Raw genomic sequence first — 18,133 nt, forward strand, 5'->3', positions numbered from 1 at the left:
AGTTTCAATATAACCATTTAGATCAGTTATGAAATTGATTCAAATAGATGATATATGAGGAGATTTATATTGAAGATAAAGGACGGGAATTATGAACTCTTATACACGTAAAGGCGAATGGTTATCCATTACGCTGTCAGCACCTATTGAACTGTCATATGAATCGGTGAAAGAAATTGTACCGATGTTACCTAAGTACTGGAATAAATTAAAATCAAATGATGGTATTCGTTTACAAGGCTCACGTTTGTTGCTGCATGTATTTGCACCAGAGCATGATTCACCCTCAGTGGTTGCAGAATGGGGTGAGCTAGCTATCGCATATGAGGACGATTTTTGTTTGGTTGTGGTGAAGCTTGCAGGTATGCCAGTACATGGGACTTCAGAAGGGCAAAGAGGTACTTTAGCTGGTCTAGTTGCGGCCTATTATGAAGAAACAGGACAAGCCTGCCGGATTAGACATATTCATCGCCTTGATGTCGATACTTCGGGATTAGTGCTGTATGCCAAGAATGAATGGGCTCATCAGCTGTTAGATGAACAAATGCGAGCCAAAGAAATTAATCGGACCTATTTAGCCTTAGCTGAAGGTAAATTCAATAAACGTCGAGGCATAATTAATCAGCCAATAGGTAAAGATCGTCATCATAAAGCAAGACGGAGAGTGTCTCCAACTGGAGATGCGGCGGTTACACATTACACTGTTCTAGAGCAATTCAATCAAGCAGCGCTTGTTGAGCTTACGCTAGAGACAGGAAGGACCCATCAAATTCGCGTTCATCTAAGCTATCTAGGCCATCCACTTATCGGTGATAAGCTTTACGGAGGAAGTGATAAGCTCCTTCCAAGGCAAGCTTTACATGGTTATAAACTATCATTTCATCATCCTATAACCACACAATTCATAGAAGTACAGTCGCCACTTCCGCAAGATTTGAATCAAGTTCTTGAGCAATTCATGAGCTAGTCTAAGGACAAGAACAAAAATATAGTCATGCTTCTCTCCCCCTTACATATAATTCTATAGATGATGGATATCGGGACGAAAGGAAGGAGAGGGTTGCTTTGACTGAACAGAGCAAGGGCTTACGATTTGATATTTATGAACGTATCCATTTAGCTGACGATGCGATTGGGGTTAGTGAGTTACATGAAGCGGAGCTAATTCCGCATATTCAAGTTATTGCACAAGACGAACAAGCACTACTTCGAGGGAATTTGTTACTTACCGGTCAATATGTTAGCGAAGGTACGAACGATAAACGAACGCTGGAGCATTTAATTCCAGTAGAGATCACACTGCCAATGAGCAGAATCAATAGTTTATCAGACATTTTAGTTGAAATCGAAAATTTTGACGTGGAGCTTTTATCCACCCGCAACCTGAATGTCACTGGTGTCTTGTCTCTGCATGGAGTTGAGGTTCCAAGTGATTTGACCTTACATGCTGCACACGAGACGCCCTATGAACAGAATGCTGACGGATCGGATTTATCCTTTCATGATCCTTGGTCAGCTGAAGAAGAAATGACATTCTCGCATCAAGCATCTGAGGCTCACCCATTTGCTGATGTACCACAGCCCGTAGAAATACGTCCTGAAGCAGAGATAAGAGCTGCTGATTTACCACAGCCTTTACAAGCGAATCACTTGTGGCAACAGCAAATTCATGAAGTGATCGAACCAGAGGTGGCTTACCCTAAGGCATATATGGAGCAGAAAAATGCTTATACAACATCTTATGTTGCTCCTAATTATGTGTATGAGGAAGTTCGCCATCATGAGGTTAATGATGAGCATGATGAATTTGATGAAGTTAATGAACTTGATGAAGTTAATGAACCTAATGAACCTAATGAACCTAATGAGGTTAATGAGGTTGAACAGCAGGATGAATTCAATCAACTATCACCTCAGTTTGCAGCTCCAGTTATTCCAGTGCAAGAAGAGGTTAAGGAAATGAAAATTGCGCTCGGGAGCAGAAGCAAAGAAGAGCCCTTTGTCGATGAGCAGACTGTTGGGATTAAGTCATTACTCAGACCAAGTAACTATTCTGATCAAGATGCGAATAGTGGATCTCAATCTGGAGCGGGTCAGGAAACTTTACGTACGGATTCTGTGGAATGGCGTAAACTATTCTTACGTGAGGATGCGGATAATCAGCAGTTCCGTAGAGTGAAGATGTGTATAATCCAGAAGGAAGAAACACTTGAAGGAATTGCACGTAAATATGGAGTTAATGAGCGTGAGCTTCAGCAGTTTAATAAATTACCTGCTGTGGATGTACAGACAGGTCAAATTATATATATTCCAAGATAGCTTACTCGGCAGATGTACATAGGAGTCTTTGGCCCGTGAATAAGAGTTCTTATTCACCTGAAGAAGCGTCACCGTCTCTAAGACGGTGAAATCGTTTCTTCCAGATAAGCCAAAGGCTCTTTGCGTTGCCGAGCATTATAAGTCAGAAGAAATGGACAATGTATTGACTCACCTTACAAATATGGTTATCATATGGTAAGAATGGGAACTATAATAAGGTGAATACAACATACGAAGATGGGGAGTAGTAGACGGTAAGCCCTTCAGAGAGCGGAATTGAATCGCTGCAAGATTCCGCAGGAAACAAACCGATTGAAGTCGCCCTTGAGTAGTTAACGTGAACCCAATAATTGGTTGATCAACTAAGGTTATACCGATTAGAGAGCTGAGCAGTAGCGTTGACCGGTTGCAGCCGTTATCTGTTACTAAGTGCTATACTTCTTTGTAGCGGTTTATTACGCTAAGGTAAGAGGTATGGAATAAAGGTGGTACCACGGAAGATAAACCTTTCGTCCTTATTGGACGAGAGGTTTTTTTATTTTTAATTAAACGGGGGTTTGTGAAATGAACGAAGAGCAGTCAAAGAATAATCTGACTTCGATGCCAACGACCTATGATCCGAAAGGCACGGAGAAGAAGTGGTACGATTATTGGATGAGCAACAACTTTTTTAAAGCAGGAGAACGTAAGGATGCAGAGACTTACACAATCGTCATACCGCCGCCAAACGTGACGGGAGTGCTCCATATTGGTCATGCGTTTGATTGTACCTTACAGGACATTCTGATCCGTACAAAGCGTATGCAGGGTTACGATACATTATGGCTTCCAGGGACTGACCATGCGGGGATTGCAACACAAACGAAGGTTGAGCAAAAGCTTCGTGAAGAAGGTTTATCACGATATGATCTTGGACGCGAGAAGTTTCTAGAGAAGGTATGGGAATGGAAGGATCACTACGCTAATACGATTCATGAGCAATGGGCGAAGGTGGGTTTCTCACTTGACTACTCTCGGGAGCGTTTTACACTAGATGAAGGCTTGTCTAAAGCAGTTCGTGAAGTATTCGTTAAACTATATGAAAAGGGCTTGATATACCGCGGCAATCGCATTATCAACTGGGACCCGCAAGCTCGTACAGCTTTATCGGATATTGAAGTGGAATATAAGGAAGTGCAAGGTGCGCTTTATCATTTGGAATACAAAACGAAGGATGGTTCTGCAGCGATCGTAGTTGCAACAACAAGACCAGAAACAATGCTAGGTGATACTGCGGTTGCGGTTCATCCTGAGGATGAGCGTTATAAGGATCTCATTGGCAAAACGCTTGTACTGCCAATCATCGGACGCGAAATTCCGATTATTGCGGATGAATATGTAGAGAAGGAATTTGGTTCAGGGGCAGTTAAAATTACACCAGCACATGATCCGAACGACTTTGAAGTTGGTACACGTCATGACTTGCCTCGCGTGCTTGTTATGGACGAGTCAGGGACGATGAATGCAAATGCAGGTCCTTATCAAGGTATGGATCGCTTTGAATGCCGCAAGAAAATCGTTGCTGATCTTAAAGAGCAGGGCGTACTTATCAAAATAGAAGAACATATGCATCAGGTTGGCCATTCTGAACGCAGCGGAGCAGTTGTTGAACCTTATCTGTCTACACAGTGGTTCGTTAGCATGAAGCCGCTTGCGGAGAAAGCCATTGAAGCACAAAAGTCAGGTAATGGTGTTAACTTTGTACCTGATCGTTTTGAGAAAACTTATTTGAACTGGATTGAGAATGTACGTGACTGGTGTGTATCTCGTCAGTTATGGTGGGGACATCGTATTCCTGCATGGCATTGTCAGGATTGCGGTGAAATTACAGTTGCACGTGAGGACGCATCCTGCTGTTCGAAGTGTGGATCGGCCAATATCGAGCAAGATAACGATGTTCTTGATACTTGGTTCTCATCTGGTTTATGGCCGTTCTCAACACTAGGCTGGCCAGACAATACTGAGGATTTACAACGTTTTTACCCAACAAGCGTTCTTGTTACAGGGTTTGATATTATTTACTTTTGGGTAGCTCGGATGATCTTCACGGCCTTGGAATTTACAGATCAGGTTCCATTCAAAGATGTACTGATGCATGGACTTGTGCGTGACTCAGAAGGTCGCAAAATGTCCAAATCGCTGGGCAACGGTGTTGACCCTCAGGAAGTAATTGAGAAGTATGGGGCAGATGCAATGCGCTATATGCTATCAACTACATCAAGTCCAGGACAAGATTTAAGATTCCGATGGGAACGAGTCGAGCAGGCACGAAATTTTGCAAATAAGATTTGGAATGCTTCTAGGTTTGCATTAATGAATCTTGAAGGGTTTACAGTTGACGACATAGATTTAAGTGGTAAGCTGGGTACAGCGGATCGCTGGATTCTTCATCGTTTGAACGAAACGGTTAAGGATGTTACTCGTCTGATCGATTTGTATGAGTTTGGCGAAACTGGACGTGTACTTTATAATTTCATATGGGATGACCTCTGTGATTGGTACATTGAGTTCAGTAAGCTAAGCCTATATAGCGAAGATGCAGTTGCGAAGAAAACAACACAATCCGTTATTGCGTATGTTCTTGATCAAACACAACGTCTGATTCATCCGTTCATGCCGTTTATTTCCGAGGAAATATGGCAGCATTTGCCGCATGAAGGCAAAACGATTACACTTGCATCATGGCCTGTTTATGAAGCTAAGTTTGAGGCACCAGATGCTGTTGCTGAGATGGAGCTCTTAATGGATATTATTCGTTCGGTAAGAAACATTCGTGCCGAAGTAAACGTGCCTATGAGCAAGAAAATTGAGTTGATGATTAAACCATCTAACGGAGAAATTCGTCAAATTCTAACAGGCAATGTGGATTATATTCAACGCTTCTGTAACACATCAAAGCTTGAGGTTGATACAAGTCTTCAAGCGCCAGATAAAGCGATGACAGCTGTTGTTACAGGTGTTGAGATGTTCTTCCCACTTGCTGGACTAATTGATATCGATCAAGAGATTGCAAGACTTGAGAAAGAAATCGCTAGCCTTAATGGAGAAGTAGAACGGATCGAGAAGAAGTTAGCGAACCAAGGGTTTATGGCTAAAGCACCAGCGTCAGTTGTTGAGGAAGAAAGAGCCAAGCTCGCTGATTATGCTGACAAACGTGAGAAAGTGATTACACGTCTTGCAGAAATGAAGGGATGATGTCTCATGTCTACAAAATCTATTGATTCCTCTTCGGTGCCTTTTCAGCATTATGACGACGCAGTGAATTGGATTGTTAATTTAGTACCGCTCGGAATTAAGCCAGGGCTCAAGCGGATGGAAATGCTAATGGATTTGCTTGGACATCCCGAGCGTAGGTTGAAGTTCATTCATGTTGCTGGTACGAATGGTAAAGGGTCAACATGTGCATTCTTAACTAAGTCACTACTTGCACTTGGATACGATGTGGGGACGTTCACGTCCCCTTACATCGAGAAATTTACGAATCGCATGCAATATAATGGTCAAGACATCGAAGAAGAGCAATTACTGACGCTTTCTAACCAATTGTACCCGCTAATAGAACAAGTTGGAGCGACAGAATTAGGACATCCAACGATGTTTGAGGTATGCACAGCTTTAGCTATTATGTACTATGGCAAAATGACTTACCCTGACTATGTGATCTGGGAAACTGGATTAGGTGGAAGACTAGATTCAACGAATATTGTGAATCCAGTAGTTTCAGTGATTACGAATGTTGGTCATGATCATATGGATATTCTAGGTGACTCGATTAGTAAGATTGCTGCTGAGAAAGCCGGCATTATTAAATCAGGTGTTCCTGTTGTGTGCACAGCTGAATCGCCAGAAGCAATTGAGGTTATTCAGGAGGTTGCTCGCAGTCGTAAAGCTACGTTGTATTTATTAGGAAGCCAATTTCAGTATGAAAAGTTAAGTACAGAAGAAAATAAGCAATTATTTAATTTTAAAGGTCCTTTTAGAGAATATCTAAATGCTGAGATTGCCATGAATGGTGCGCATCAATTGAAGAATGTATCTGCAGCTTTGATGACAATCGAAATATTGCGTCAATATAGTGCTTTGATCGTGGAAGAGGAAGATCTGTATCAAGCGATGAAGGATACACATTGGGCTGGCAGATTGGAGTTAATTGCGAACAATCCGCGTGTAGTCATTGATGGTGCACATAATCCTGAAGGTGCAGAAGCATTAGCATCCGCATTAAAGGAAACTTATAAGTATAAAAAACTTCATTTTATGATCGGAATGATTTCAACGAAGTATCATCCGGGATATCTCAGGCATATACTACCAATAGTGGATACTTTAGTGGTTACTGAACCGGACTACCATAAGAAAGAAAATGCGCAAAGTTTGGCGGTTAAAGTGCGCGATTTAATAGACGAGATGAATTTGAACATCGAAGTAACGATCGAAACGAATTGGAAAGCTGGTCTTGATACTTTGCTAAATCGAACTGAACCAGAAGATTTAGCGGTTGTATCAGGTACTTTGTATCTAATTTCCGATGTTCGCTCTTGGATTTTACATACTGCCGATTCTGAAAAGGGATGGTGAACAGTGGTTTGAATACATCAGAACATGTACATTTTATCGGTATCGGTGGATACGGAATGAGCGCGATTGCAAAAGTAATGCTTGAAATGGGATTTAAAGTATCAGGTTCCGATTTAGCGCAACAGGAATTAACAGAGAAGCTTAAAGCAAAAGGTGCGCACGTGTATATCGGTCACGAAGCACATAATGTAACAGATGCTGATCTAGTCGTTTATTCGACAGCCCTATCCAAAGATAACGTTGAGATTGTGGAAGCGGAAAAACGTAATATTCCAATCATACACCGTTCGCAGATGCTAGCTAGACTCATGAACGCACGTAAAGGAATTGCTGTTGCTGGGGCACACGGGAAGACAACAACCTCCTCGATGATTGCACTCGTAATGGAGAATTGTGATACAGATCCGACTTATATTATCGGTGGAGAGATCATGAATATTGGTTCAAATGCTAAAGCTGGTAAGGGTGAATATGTTGTAGCTGAAGCGGATGAGAGCGACGGTACGTTCTTGCAATATCATCCTTACCTTGCTCTTGTAAACAATATCGAAGCAGATCACTTGGAGAACTATAATGGTGATTTCGAGAACTTGAAGCGGGCTTATGCGCAGTTTTTGAGCCAGGTTAAAGAAGGCGGCAAAGCAATCGTATGCGGGGATGATATGTATTTACGTGCAATGATTCCCGATATTCATGCAGAAGTAATCACTTACGGTATTCATGATGAAGCGGATTATGTAGCGAGCAATATTGAATTAGGAGATCGTAAGGTATCCTTTGATGTTCTACATCATGGAAAGCTGCTTGGTAAAATTGTATTGTCAGTTCCAGGTACGCATAATGTATACAATGCAATGGCAACGGTGATAACTTGCCTAGAATCTGGCTTAACATTTGAGCAAATCGCCGAAGGAATCAAAGATTTCCGCGGCGCTAAGCGAAGATTCCAGGTGCTTGGTGAAGAAAATGATATTCTCGTCATTGATGACTATGCTCATCATCCTACGGAGATCCAAGCGACTATTGCAGCTGCTAAATCAACGGGTAAACATATTATTGCGGTGTTCCAGCCGCAGCGGTACACAAGAACCTTCTATTTATTCGATCAATTCTCTCGGGCGTTCGCTGAAGCAGATGAAGTTATTATTACTGATATATATTCACCTGCTGGTGAGAAGCAGATTGAGGGAATTTCGTCAGAGAAGCTTACGGAGCTCATCCACAAGAACAGCAATCAGAATGTGAACTACATTCCGACACGAGATGAAGTTCTTGCTTATTTGATTGATCATGTGAAGCAAGGTGATCTTGTACTTACGATGGGTGCAGGAGATATTTGGAAGGCAGCAGCCGGTTTGGCTAAGAAACTCAAAGATATTGTTTAAATAGTTAGGATCTACGTATAGTCTCTAATGAATGCAACTAGAAGCCATCCCTTACTTCGTATATACGGAGTGAGGGGTGGTTTTTTCGTGTGTCATGAGACACTGAGACAGACATGGGACGAAGATGAAATCTGTCGTAACTTATAGTCATATAACCCTCCTCTCAATCATAATCTAGTAATAGCAAAAGATTCATAGAGTAGAAAGTTATGCTGAACACTATTGAACGGAGGTGCCTGAATGAATAAAGCGAAGATTACGTTTCATTTTGATCATAGTGGCAATCGAGTTGGGGAGAAGGATCATCGCAAAAGTGGCGAAAATAAGGTGATACCACTCAAGCCAGAGAATTCGCAGACTAAAGATGATACTCCAGATCAAGTAGGAATTAATCAGTTCACAACGGATTTCGGTCCTTGGCAAAGTGAATTTGAGGCGGATACAGATCGAGTTGAGCAAGTCATTCATCACATTGAAATGAAAACCAACGCATCAAAAGTTATTGAGATAAATCAAAAAGAGAATAAACTTAAATCAGTAAATAATTTTAAATATCAAGAACCACGAATAGTGCAATCAGATGATCGAATTAAGATACCAGAGGAACCGATGTGGGAGTTAAATCGCGATCAAATATGGACAGAGGAATCATTCAATGGTGTGATGCTGCGTAAGCGGCCTAGAACCAGTTGGTGGAAAGCAGTGTTGTCCATTTCAGCAGCGGTGATGACAGGTGTTACTTTGGGCTTTTTTATTCTAAATATCATTCAAGGTGGAGGTGAAGTGCTTGATCCGAGTAAATCGGCAATGGTTACGCCAGCTCCTGAATCAAGTAAGCCTACTGCTGAAGGAAAGACGCCTGCACAAGAGAAGGATGTGACTTCTCAGGCAGTAACAGCTGGTGTATCAATGGAAGGTATGATTAATGTTAATATTGACTCTTATACCTATTCCTTTCTCCAGCATGGTGTGTTCTCATCTGCAGAGACTGGACAAGCTGCAATCACTGAATTAGGTCGAAAAGGATTTGTCACATCAACCGAACAAGGGGATAAGCTGACCGTCTATGCTGGAGTAGCTGCGAACAAAGCTGACGCTCAGCGCTTAGCTGAAGTATTAAAGGGAAGCCAGATTGATATTTATGTGAAGTCAATTGCAATACCCGCCATAAGTCAAATGAAATGGAGCGGCTCTAAACCTCAAAGTGTACGTGATTATATTACGAATGGTGATAAATTGATTCGAATGATAAGCGGTGTGACGGTAACACACTTAGAAGAAACTCAGTCTACTCCATTTGATCCTGCGACGATGGCTTCAATTAAAGATGCCCATACAGGTTGGACTTCGATTGCAACTGCTCTAAAGGATGGACAAGATGAAGCAAATAAAATCATACTCAGTATGACCAAATCGATGAACGCTGCTATCTTGTCATTGGAAGAATACGAGCAGAAGCCTTCTTCATCTTTACTATGGAAAGCTCAATCAGCCATGATGCAATATCTAATAGCAGAGAAGCAGCTTTATAAAGCGATTAATGCTATATAAAAGAAGATAACCCCCGAAGAACAGTTATGCTTAACTAGTCTTCGGGGGTTATATATGAAATTATTTGGTTTGTAAATAGCGATCTAGGACGACAGCCATTTCAGAGCGAAGCATCTTGTAATTAGGCTTAAATTCAGTTTTGTTATAGCCTGTTAGTATTCCTAATTTCTGCAAGGCATAGATTGCTTGTGAGCTCCAAAGATCAGCTGGTACATCTGTAAATATAGGTGTTGCTTTGGTAGTTTCATTACTAGCATTCATCAATAGATTAAACAGATATGCTGTCTCACCTCTAGTAATCGGTGAATCAGGTTGAATCGTTCCATCCGGATAACCTTGCAGTAAACCTAGCTCAGCGGCCTTCATTACGTCCTCATAAGCCCAGTGCTTCTGTGGTAAATCTGGGAACACAGGCGTAGAGCTGTCCTGTGAGGATGCAATAGGCTCAAGCTTGCTGAAATCAAACACACGGTTCATTAGTGATACAAATTCAGCACGTGTCAGCGCATTACTTGGCTGGAAATAATTTTTATAGCCCTGTAACCAGCCTTTTTCATGCATTTTCATAATGGATTCCCTAGCCCAATGATCAACGGTGTCGGGGAAAATGATTTGAGTATAGCTTTTGATTCCTTCAGCAATCCCTTGCGCAATGATGCTTCGCTTGGATTCATCTGCAAGTATAGCAGCATCCTCCCAGTTACTAAGGAAAGCTGTTTCTACTAGAATACTAGGAACATTTCCCTTTCGTACCATATAGACGGAACTATCCATAAGTCCACGATTCTGAAATCCTGTGATGCTGATATACTTATCAAGCACTTGTTGGGCAAATAGCTCAGATACTTTACTATAATGAATCATTTCAGGGGATGCAGGATAGCTTGCCTGTGGATAACGACTATCGTAATAAAGAATTAACCCGCCGCGAGCAGATGAGTTTGGATGCGAATTGGAATGAATAGATACGAGTAAATCTGCATCCTGACGATTACTAAAGCGAATTCGGTCTGCAAGTGAGATGTAGCGATCATCTTCACGTGTCATAACCGTTTCGAATCCTTCTTTATGTAATAAATCGCGTACTTTAAGTGATACATCGAGGTTAACTAGTTTCTCTTCAAGCCCATTAACCCCTATAGCTCCTGGATCTGATCCCCCATGTCCCGGATCTATGATAATTTTCGAAGCAAAGGCAGTTTGACTAGTAATTAATGATATAACGATGACTAGAAATAATACTCGTGATGTTTTATACAATGCTGTTGATACTCCTCTCAATTAGTTTAATTCCTATTTTACATTGAAAGAGTGATAGGTTGCACGTATAATAGGCATGTAGATTTTGGGAGAGACGGAAGGAAGTTTACGATGAAGAAAAATTCGTTCGTATTTATTCTTGTTCTAATCATCGGTTTAGTAGTTGGTATCATACTAGGTGAGCTCTTAATGCCGGTCAAAGCACTTTGGTTTCTTACGAAGTCAATTCCAATTTCATGGGAGCCTAAAGCAGATTTGCAAGTATTGAAATATGATTTCTATATTGAGATCAAACTAAATCTATGCGCGATCCTTGGGATCGTGGCAGCATTTTTTGTTTATCGGAGGTTATAATGTCGAGTAAACTTATTTTAGCTTCATCTTCTCCACGTCGTAAGGAACTGCTGAGCGGGCTTGGTCTGTCGTTCACGGTTGATTCAAGTGATGTCGACGAATCCTTTGCAGCGGGCACACCTCCTCAAGAAGTAGTAGAAATGCTTGCACTTCGCAAAGCATCTTCTGTTGCTGGCAAGTATGAGCAAGGCTTAGTAATCGGTTCAGATACGATTGTTGTGTTAGAAGATCAAATTTTGGGTAAACCCACAGATGATCAAGATGCACATTCGATGTTGAACAAGCTCAAAGGAAGAACTCATCAGGTATATTCTGGAGTTGCCATTGTGGATGCTGCTACCAATCAATCTAAGGTTTCTTTCAGTTGCACAGAAGTGACGATGCGTCCATTATCAGAGGAGCAAATTGCCAAATATGTGCAATCGGGTGAGCCAAGAGATAAAGCGGGAGGATATGCTATTCAAGGATTGGGCTCGACTATTGTTGAGCAAATCAATGGTGATTATTTTACAGTAGTAGGACTGCCGCTCTGTTTGCTCAATCGAATGTTAGCTGAATTTGGTAATGAAGTACTTTGAACATTACCTTATTGGGCGAATGAGTGCTATAATCAACATAACCAGCTTTGGGAATAAATGAAAATAGGTGAATCCATATTAGAATGAAAGAGGGGAATTCATGAGCCTGCCTCATATCGCTTTGAGGGATGTTCCGAACGAAGAACGTCCGAGGGAAAGGATGCTTCGCTACGGTTCAAGTGTACTAAGTAATGCAGAATTGTTAGCGATACTACTTAGAACAGGCACCTATGCAGAATCAGCAATTGGACTAGCTCACCGGGTATTATCCGAGTCTAGCGGTTTAAGGACGCTCGGAGACATGAGTATCGATCAACTAATGCAGATCAAAGGGATTGGTGCAGCTAAAGCACTGCAAATTCATGCTAGTATTGAGCTAGGACGAAGAATGGCGAGAAGCACCCAAAGCGAAACGGTAATCATTCGGACTCCACAAGATGTGTCGCGGGTATTAACAGAAGAACTACGATATTTAACGAAAGAACATTTTGTATGCTTGTTTTTGAATACAAAGAATCATGTGATTGGACAGGAGACGCTCTCGATGGGCTCTCTGAATGCTTCGATTGTACATCCACGCGAAGTCTTTTGTGCAGCAATTAAACGTAGCTCGGCAGCTATTATTTGTGCACATAATCATCCGAGCGGTGATCCCACTCCGAGTCCACAGGACATCGAGATTACCAAGCGACTTGTGGAAGCAGGCGAGATTATTGGAATTGATGTACTCGATCATATTATAATTGGTGATAATGGGTACGTAAGTTTAAAGGAAAAAGGATACATGTAACTACCATTAGCCTACAGAAGGCTTTTCAAGTATAATAAATGCATTGTGATTCACCAGAACACAAAGTTTTTGCATAGCGGGAAGGAGCTCCACGAATGTTCGGTGGAAAAGATTTAGGAATTGATTTAGGTACAGCTAATACGTTGGTATATGAAAAAGGTAAAGGTATTATTGTGCGAGAACCATCTGTGGTTGCTCAGCGTACAGATACAAAAACAATTGAGGCAGTCGGTAACGACGCGAAGAAAATGATTGGTCGTACACCAGGAAATATCCGTGCGATCAGACCGATGAAGGATGGGGTTATTGCAGATTTTGAAACAACTTCAGCCATGATTCGTTATTTCCTTCGACAAGCACAGAAGAAATCGATGTTTGGTCGTCACCCTAACGTAATGGTTTGCGTGCCGTCAGGAATTACAGCAGTAGAGAAGCGAGCTGTTATAGACGCGGCGAAACAAGCTGGTGCGCGTGAAGCACATACAATTGAAGAACCACTTGCTGCAGCGATTGGCGCTGGCTTGCCTGTTTGGGAACCAACGGGTTCAATGGTTGTCGATATCGGCGGTGGTACAACTGAGGTTGCCGTCATTTCACTTGGCAGTATCGTAACGAGTCGTTCGATTCGTGTTGCTGGTGATGAAATGGATGAAGCTATTATGCAATATATCAAGAAAACATATAGCTTGTTAATTGGTGAAAGAACATCTGAAACACTTAAGATGGAGCTTGGTACAGCCTTGACACTTGAGCAGGTCGAGTCTTTCGAGATTCGTGGACGTGACCTTGTAAGCGGCTTGCCCAAAACAATGACAGTTACTTCCGAAGAAATTACAGATGCGTTAACAGATACGTTAAATTCAATCGTAGAAGCTGTTAAGGTTACGCTTGAAAAATGTCCACCAGAGCTTGCAGCGGATATTATTGATCGTGGTATTGTACTTACTGGTGGTGGCGGTTTACTGCGTAATTTAGATAAATTACTTACTCATGAGACTGGTATGCCAGTCATCGTCGCGGAGAACGCACTTGATTGTGTGGCAATTGGGACAGGCTTATCCCTTGACCATATGCATTTATTTAAGAACAACGCTGGAGCTAGATACAAAAAAGGGTAGGATTCATCAGATTCCGAGAAGGTGTTTCGTTTGTTCAAGTTTATGGGGAATAAAAGGCTTATTTTTCTGATGCTTGCTTTGATCCTCTTCTTCATCCTTATGGGATTGACGATAGGCGGTAAAGCAGGTAATACATGGCCCGAAAAATTTATTAGAGATACTGTTTCCTGGACTCAAGGATTATTTTATAAGCCCGCTGGCTATGTAGCGGGTTTCTTTGAAGATCTTAGCAAGCTTCGTGTCGTTTATACGGAGAACAAGACGCTCAAAATGACACTTACCCAATATGCACGTGACACGCAGCGCCTGAATGATCTAGAAGCGCAGAATAAGCGGCTTAAAGAAGATCTGCAGTTTACTGAGCATCAGAAGCAAGCTAATGACTATCGATATCGAATAGCTGAAGTGGTATCTGCAAACACCATCGATGCTTATACGAATACAATTTCCATTAATCTCGGTGAGAAGGATGGAATTAAGCCTAACATGGCTGTTATGACAATTGATGGTCTTGTTGGTCGTATTCAGACGGTAGCTCCATTTCATTCTACGGTTCAGCTATTGACAGACATCACAGACATTGATAACACAACCAAAGCGATTGCTGCTACAGCGCAAGGGCGTGAGAATGATTCTTATGGCATCATAGAGAGCTATGAGAAAAGTCTTGGTCAGCTTGTTATGACAAGGGTTGATCAAAATGATCCGATTGCAATTGGAGACACAGTCATTACATCTGGTTTTGGTCAAGTATTCCCAGGAGGAATCCCAATTGGGAAGGTTGTTAGTCGCGATGTTGGTGATTTTGGTATCACACATAAGGTAATGATCGAGCCATTCGCTCAGTTCCATAAAATTCGCGAAGTGTTTGTGGTCGAAGTGCCAGAAATGAGGTAAGTCATGAAACGCCATTATGTTTGGCTGATTTGCCTGTTATTATTTTTCATACAGGGGACATGGTTCACTTGGATCTTACCTGTTTCATGGCAATCGGACGTTCACGTTTCACCGAATTTAGTGTTTGTACTCATTATGTTTATTGCTTTATATTTGGGAAGACATCAGGCGCTTGTTTACGGCCTTATTTTTGGGATCTTACAAGACTTTATGTTTTATGGGCATATGATAGGTGTGCATTCTTTCGCGATGGGCTTAACGGGCTATTTACTTGGCCTGTTACAGTCGCGTAAGCCCCATTTTATTCTGAATATTATGTTGTTAATTGGCCTTAGTTATTTATTTTTTGAGTCAATCATTTACGGTTCCTATCTACTATTCAATGTTACAAAGATTAATTATCTCTATGCATTGACTCACAATATCCTACCGAGTTCTCTATTCAACATGCTATTTGCGTTAGCTATATACATGCCGATACGCAAATTATTGGATGATCTGGTCTTTTTCAAAAAAGATCGAGAGGATTCCTAGGGATAGGAAGGAGAAACCTGTCCATTAGCAGAAATGTATGGAGTAGGAGGCTGGAACTTAAATGACTGCTAAGAGAAAACAATTCATTACGATCAAAGGTTCTAAGGATGGGCTAGTTTTTCATTTGAATGACCACTGTAATTATGAGATGTTACTACGTGAGCTTAATTATATATTAGAGAAAACACACGAACAGTTTTTTGCAGGACCGATCATACATGTGTATGTGAAGCTTGGTAAACGTAATCTAACAGAATTACAGAAGGATCAAATACGAGAGATCATCAAGCAAAAAGGAAATCTTCTTATTCAATCGATTGAGTCTGATGCAGAAATAGAGGAACTTGATTTAGCTAATCGTTTGAAGTCGCTAAAAGGGATTGTTCGATCCGGTCAAATGCTTGAGCATAAAGGCGATTTATTGTTTTTAGGCGACGTAAATCCGGGTGGATCTATTATTTGTACAGGTTCCATCTACATATTAGGTGCACTAAGAGGGACGGCTCATGCCGGAAGTGAAGGTGATGAATCATCAATTATCGCTGCTTCTTATTTGCACCCCATGCAACTTAGAATTGCTGAAGTCGTATCAAGAGCACCTGATGAAGGTAATATCAATGAGGCCCACATGGAGTTTGCTTATATTAAAGATGGCGTGATGGAGATTGAAAGAATGAATCATCTTCATCAAATTTTACCATAAGAAGGTAATATCGTTTCTTCATATGGGAATATTATATTAGGGGAGTGAACGTTCATGGGAGAAGCTATCGTAGTTACATCCGGTAAAGGCGGTGTTGGTAAGACGACAACTTCAGCGAACGTCGGTTCTGCTCTTGCTCTGCTTGGCAAAAAAGTATGTATGGTGGATACCGATATCGGATTGCGTAATTTAGACGTTGTTATGGGACTTGAGAACCGGATTATTTATAATATCATCGATGTTGCCCGAGAACGTTGTCGGTTGAATCAAGCGCTAGTTAGGGATAAGCGCTTTAGTGAACTGTACATGCTGCCAGCAGCTCAGACTGCGGATAAGACTGAGATTGAACCGGAAGAAGTTAAGAAAATTGTAAACGAGCTTAAGGCTGATTTTGACTATATCATTATTGATTGTCCAGCTGGTATTGAACATGGTTTTCGCAATGCGGTTGCGGGTGCTGATCGTGCGATAGTCGTTACTACGCCGGAGCTAGCTGCTACGCGTGATGCAGATCGTATCATTGGATTATTAGAAAAATCGCAAATTAAATCACCCAAATTAATCATTAATCGGATTCGTCCTGACATGATGAAGAAGGGTGAGATGCTGGATATCGATGAGATTTGTTCGATTCTAGCCATTGATCTACTGGGTATCGTTCCTGATGACGAACATGTAATCAAATCAGCTAACGCTGGTGAACCAACGGTGATGAGTGATACTTCACGAGCTTCAATCGCTTATCGCAACATAGCTAGGCGGATCTTAGGTGATTCTGTGCCGCTTAGTCCGCTTGAAGTAAAGCCGGGAATGTTGTCCAAAATGAAGAAACTGCTCGGGATAGGATGAGGATTGTGTTTTGCTCCGAAAAATAAAACAATTTGATCCATATATCGTTATTATTTTGATCGCATTTATGATTATGTCTATACTTCTAGTGCACAGTGCTACACTAGAAGCTACTATCAAAATTCCATTTATGAAAAATGTAATTATCACTGTGGTTGGATTAATTGCATTCTTCTCAGCTTCATTCTTTGATTATCGAATACTACTTAAATACTGGCCGTATTTATATGGATTGGGCATAGCATTATTGATTGCCGCGTTTATGTTTACGGATAAGCTTAATGGTGCTAGAGGCTGGTTTGAAATAGGTGGAATTTCCTTTCAACCGGCAGAGCTAATGAAGGTTATTCTAATTATTGTGATAGCTGCTCTTCTCTCCAAAAAAAATGGAGATCAGCTTTCCTTCGTCAATGATGTATTGCCGATTGGACTAATCGTATTTGTACCATTCTTAATTGTAATGATCTATCCTGATATGGGAAATGCAGCTATTTATTTGGTTATCTTAATTGGTATGTATTGGATTGGGGAAATCAAATATTCGCATGTACTTATTGGATTAGTTGTGATATGCGGAATTGCCTTTGGGAGCTATTATATATATGACAGCTTTCATGATCAGATCGTGGAAGGTCTCAAGGACACTGATTTTTCCCACTGGGTTGTTAGAATTGATTCCTTCTTGTATCCTGAAACCGCAGATAAGGACTGGAGCTATCAAAAGACGAATTCGATGACGGCAATCGGTTCAGGTGGACTTACGGGTCAAGGCTACTTACAAGGTGAGATGGTTCATGATCAACGTATTCCTTTGGCGTATACGGATGCTATTTTTGCTGTAGTTGGAGAAGAGTTTGGGTTCCGTGGGAGTGCAATTCTATTATTGATGTATTTCGTACTGATTTATCGCATGATCTTAACAGCCATTCAAAGCGTTCATTTGAGTGGATCATATATCATTATTGGAATTGTATCCATGTTCGTACTGCAAATTTTTCAAAATGTAGGAATGCTGATCGGTTTAATGCCGATTACGGGGATCACGCTTCCATTCATTTCGTATGGAGGTACATCGCTGTTAATTAATATGATCTCGATGGGACTTGTTATGAGCGTACGCTTACACCAAGATAAACCCTCTGCATACGAACAAGAAAGTTAATAGAGAAGGAACCTTA

At 41.3% G+C, this 18,133-nt stretch carries 16 protein-coding genes and 1 other annotated feature; of the genes, 15 read left to right on the forward strand and 1 reads right to left on the reverse strand.

The window, feature by feature from the left end; all coding sequences use genetic code 11:
• Nucleotides 1-91 precede the first annotated feature (91 nt).
• From AC1DOK_RS06910 to AC1DOK_RS06935, 6 genes are all read left to right on the forward strand, one after another.
• Nucleotides 92-967, forward strand: a complete 876-nt coding sequence (locus AC1DOK_RS06910) for an RluA family pseudouridine synthase (RefSeq protein ID WP_477553513.1) — start codon at nt 92-94, stop codon at nt 965-967.
• A 98-nt stretch (nt 968-1,065) separates the two neighbouring features.
• Complete coding sequence (locus AC1DOK_RS06915) at nt 1,066-2,319, forward strand: LysM peptidoglycan-binding domain-containing protein (protein ID WP_477553514.1); 1,254 nt, start codon at nt 1,066-1,068, stop codon at nt 2,317-2,319.
• Between the two features lie 225 nt (nt 2,320-2,544).
• Nucleotides 2,545-2,839 (forward strand) — a binding site (T-box leader).
• A gap of 44 nt (nt 2,840-2,883) precedes the next feature.
• Nucleotides 2,884-5,553 (forward strand): valine--tRNA ligase, encoded by a 2,670-nt coding sequence (locus AC1DOK_RS06920; protein ID WP_477553515.1) that lies wholly within the window; start codon nt 2,884-2,886, stop codon nt 5,551-5,553.
• A 6-nt stretch (nt 5,554-5,559) separates the two neighbouring features.
• A complete protein-coding gene (locus AC1DOK_RS06925; protein ID WP_477553516.1) occupies nt 5,560-6,936 on the forward strand; it encodes a bifunctional folylpolyglutamate synthase/dihydrofolate synthase in 1,377 nt (458 codons plus the stop codon).
• An 8-nt stretch (nt 6,937-6,944) separates the two neighbouring features.
• Nucleotides 6,945-8,321 carry a UDP-N-acetylmuramate--L-alanine ligase gene (murC, locus tag AC1DOK_RS06930; RefSeq protein ID WP_477553517.1) on the forward strand — a complete coding sequence of 459 codons (1,377 nt, stop codon included), beginning with the start codon at nt 6,945-6,947 and terminating at the stop codon, nt 8,319-8,321.
• Nucleotides 8,322-8,561: 240 nt separating this feature from the next.
• A complete protein-coding gene (locus AC1DOK_RS06935) occupies nt 8,562-9,872 on the forward strand; it encodes a hypothetical protein (protein WP_477553518.1) in 1,311 nt (436 codons plus the stop codon).
• 60 nt (nt 9,873-9,932) lie between these two features.
• Here the strand turns inward: AC1DOK_RS06935 and AC1DOK_RS06940 are convergent, their stop codons facing one another.
• Nucleotides 9,933-11,132: an N-acetylmuramoyl-L-alanine amidase gene (locus AC1DOK_RS06940; RefSeq protein WP_477553519.1), complete on the reverse strand. Its 1,200-nt coding sequence runs from the start codon at nt 11,130-11,132 to the stop codon at nt 9,933-9,935.
• Nucleotides 11,133-11,243: 111 nt separating this feature from the next.
• Here AC1DOK_RS06940 and AC1DOK_RS06945 point away from each other — a divergent pair, with 111 nt between their 5' ends.
• The 9 genes from AC1DOK_RS06945 to AC1DOK_RS06985 all read left to right on the forward strand — a co-directional run bounded on the left by AC1DOK_RS06945 (nt 11,244) and on the right by AC1DOK_RS06985 (nt 18,117).
• Nucleotides 11,244-11,486, forward strand: coding sequence for a DUF4321 domain-containing protein (locus AC1DOK_RS06945; protein WP_477553520.1), 243 nt, complete (start codon nt 11,244-11,246; stop codon nt 11,484-11,486).
• Nucleotides 11,486-12,064: a Maf family protein gene (locus AC1DOK_RS06950; protein ID WP_477553521.1), complete on the forward strand. Its 579-nt coding sequence runs from the start codon at nt 11,486-11,488 to the stop codon at nt 12,062-12,064. Before AC1DOK_RS06945 ends, AC1DOK_RS06950 begins: the two co-directional genes overlap by 1 nt.
• A gap of 100 nt (nt 12,065-12,164) precedes the next feature.
• A complete protein-coding gene (gene radC, locus AC1DOK_RS06955) occupies nt 12,165-12,854 on the forward strand; it encodes a RadC family protein (protein WP_477553522.1) in 690 nt (229 codons plus the stop codon).
• A gap of 95 nt (nt 12,855-12,949) precedes the next feature.
• Nucleotides 12,950-13,972, forward strand: coding sequence for a rod shape-determining protein (locus AC1DOK_RS06960; RefSeq protein WP_477553523.1), 1,023 nt, complete (start codon nt 12,950-12,952; stop codon nt 13,970-13,972).
• Nucleotides 13,973-14,014: 42 nt separating this feature from the next.
• Entirely contained in the window at nt 14,015-14,869 is an 855-nt protein-coding gene (gene mreC, locus AC1DOK_RS06965; protein ID WP_477553524.1) for a rod shape-determining protein MreC, read from the forward strand.
• A gap of 3 nt (nt 14,870-14,872) precedes the next feature.
• Nucleotides 14,873-15,403 carry a rod shape-determining protein MreD gene (mreD, locus tag AC1DOK_RS06970; protein WP_477553525.1) on the forward strand — a complete coding sequence of 177 codons (531 nt, stop codon included), beginning with the start codon at nt 14,873-14,875 and terminating at the stop codon, nt 15,401-15,403.
• A 61-nt stretch (nt 15,404-15,464) separates the two neighbouring features.
• Nucleotides 15,465-16,106 carry a septum site-determining protein MinC gene (locus AC1DOK_RS06975; protein ID WP_477553526.1) on the forward strand — a complete coding sequence of 214 codons (642 nt, stop codon included), beginning with the start codon at nt 15,465-15,467 and terminating at the stop codon, nt 16,104-16,106.
• Nucleotides 16,107-16,160: 54 nt separating this feature from the next.
• The gene (gene minD / locus AC1DOK_RS06980; RefSeq protein WP_477553527.1) at nt 16,161-16,955 is read left to right on the forward strand and encodes a septum site-determining protein MinD; all 795 of its coding nucleotides are present in this window, start codon (nt 16,161-16,163) and stop codon (nt 16,953-16,955) included.
• 10 nt (nt 16,956-16,965) lie between these two features.
• The gene (locus tag AC1DOK_RS06985) at nt 16,966-18,117 is read left to right on the forward strand and encodes an FtsW/RodA/SpoVE family cell cycle protein (protein ID WP_477553528.1); all 1,152 of its coding nucleotides are present in this window, start codon (nt 16,966-16,968) and stop codon (nt 18,115-18,117) included.
• Nucleotides 18,118-18,133: the final 16 nt, after the last annotated feature.

This window comes from Paenibacillus sp. P5_B5, assembly GCF_056400365.1.

What these genes read in the sequence shown, in the direction of transcription:
- mreD (WP_477553525.1), top strand. Translation starts at nt 14,873, where the DNA reads ATGAAACGCCATTATGTTTGGCTGATTTGCCTGTTATTATTTTTCATA.
- AC1DOK_RS06960 (WP_477553523.1), top strand. Translation starts at nt 12,950, where the DNA reads ATGTTCGGTGGAAAAGATTTAGGAATTGATTTAGGTACAGCTAATACG.
- AC1DOK_RS06910 (WP_477553513.1), top strand. Translation starts at nt 92, where the DNA reads ATGAACTCTTATACACGTAAAGGCGAATGGTTATCCATTACGCTGTCA.
- AC1DOK_RS06950 (WP_477553521.1), top strand. Translation starts at nt 11,486, where the DNA reads ATGTCGAGTAAACTTATTTTAGCTTCATCTTCTCCACGTCGTAAGGAA.
- AC1DOK_RS06945 (WP_477553520.1), top strand. Translation starts at nt 11,244, where the DNA reads ATGAAGAAAAATTCGTTCGTATTTATTCTTGTTCTAATCATCGGTTTA.
- minD (WP_477553527.1), top strand. Translation starts at nt 16,161, where the DNA reads ATGGGAGAAGCTATCGTAGTTACATCCGGTAAAGGCGGTGTTGGTAAG.
- AC1DOK_RS06920 (WP_477553515.1), top strand. Translation starts at nt 2,884, where the DNA reads ATGAACGAAGAGCAGTCAAAGAATAATCTGACTTCGATGCCAACGACC.
- AC1DOK_RS06975 (WP_477553526.1), top strand. Translation starts at nt 15,465, where the DNA reads ATGACTGCTAAGAGAAAACAATTCATTACGATCAAAGGTTCTAAGGAT.
- mreC (WP_477553524.1), top strand. Translation starts at nt 14,015, where the DNA reads ATGGGGAATAAAAGGCTTATTTTTCTGATGCTTGCTTTGATCCTCTTC.
- AC1DOK_RS06935 (WP_477553518.1), top strand. Translation starts at nt 8,562, where the DNA reads ATGAATAAAGCGAAGATTACGTTTCATTTTGATCATAGTGGCAATCGA.
- radC (WP_477553522.1), top strand. Translation starts at nt 12,165, where the DNA reads ATGAGCCTGCCTCATATCGCTTTGAGGGATGTTCCGAACGAAGAACGT.
- AC1DOK_RS06925 (WP_477553516.1), top strand. Translation starts at nt 5,560, where the DNA reads ATGTCTACAAAATCTATTGATTCCTCTTCGGTGCCTTTTCAGCATTAT.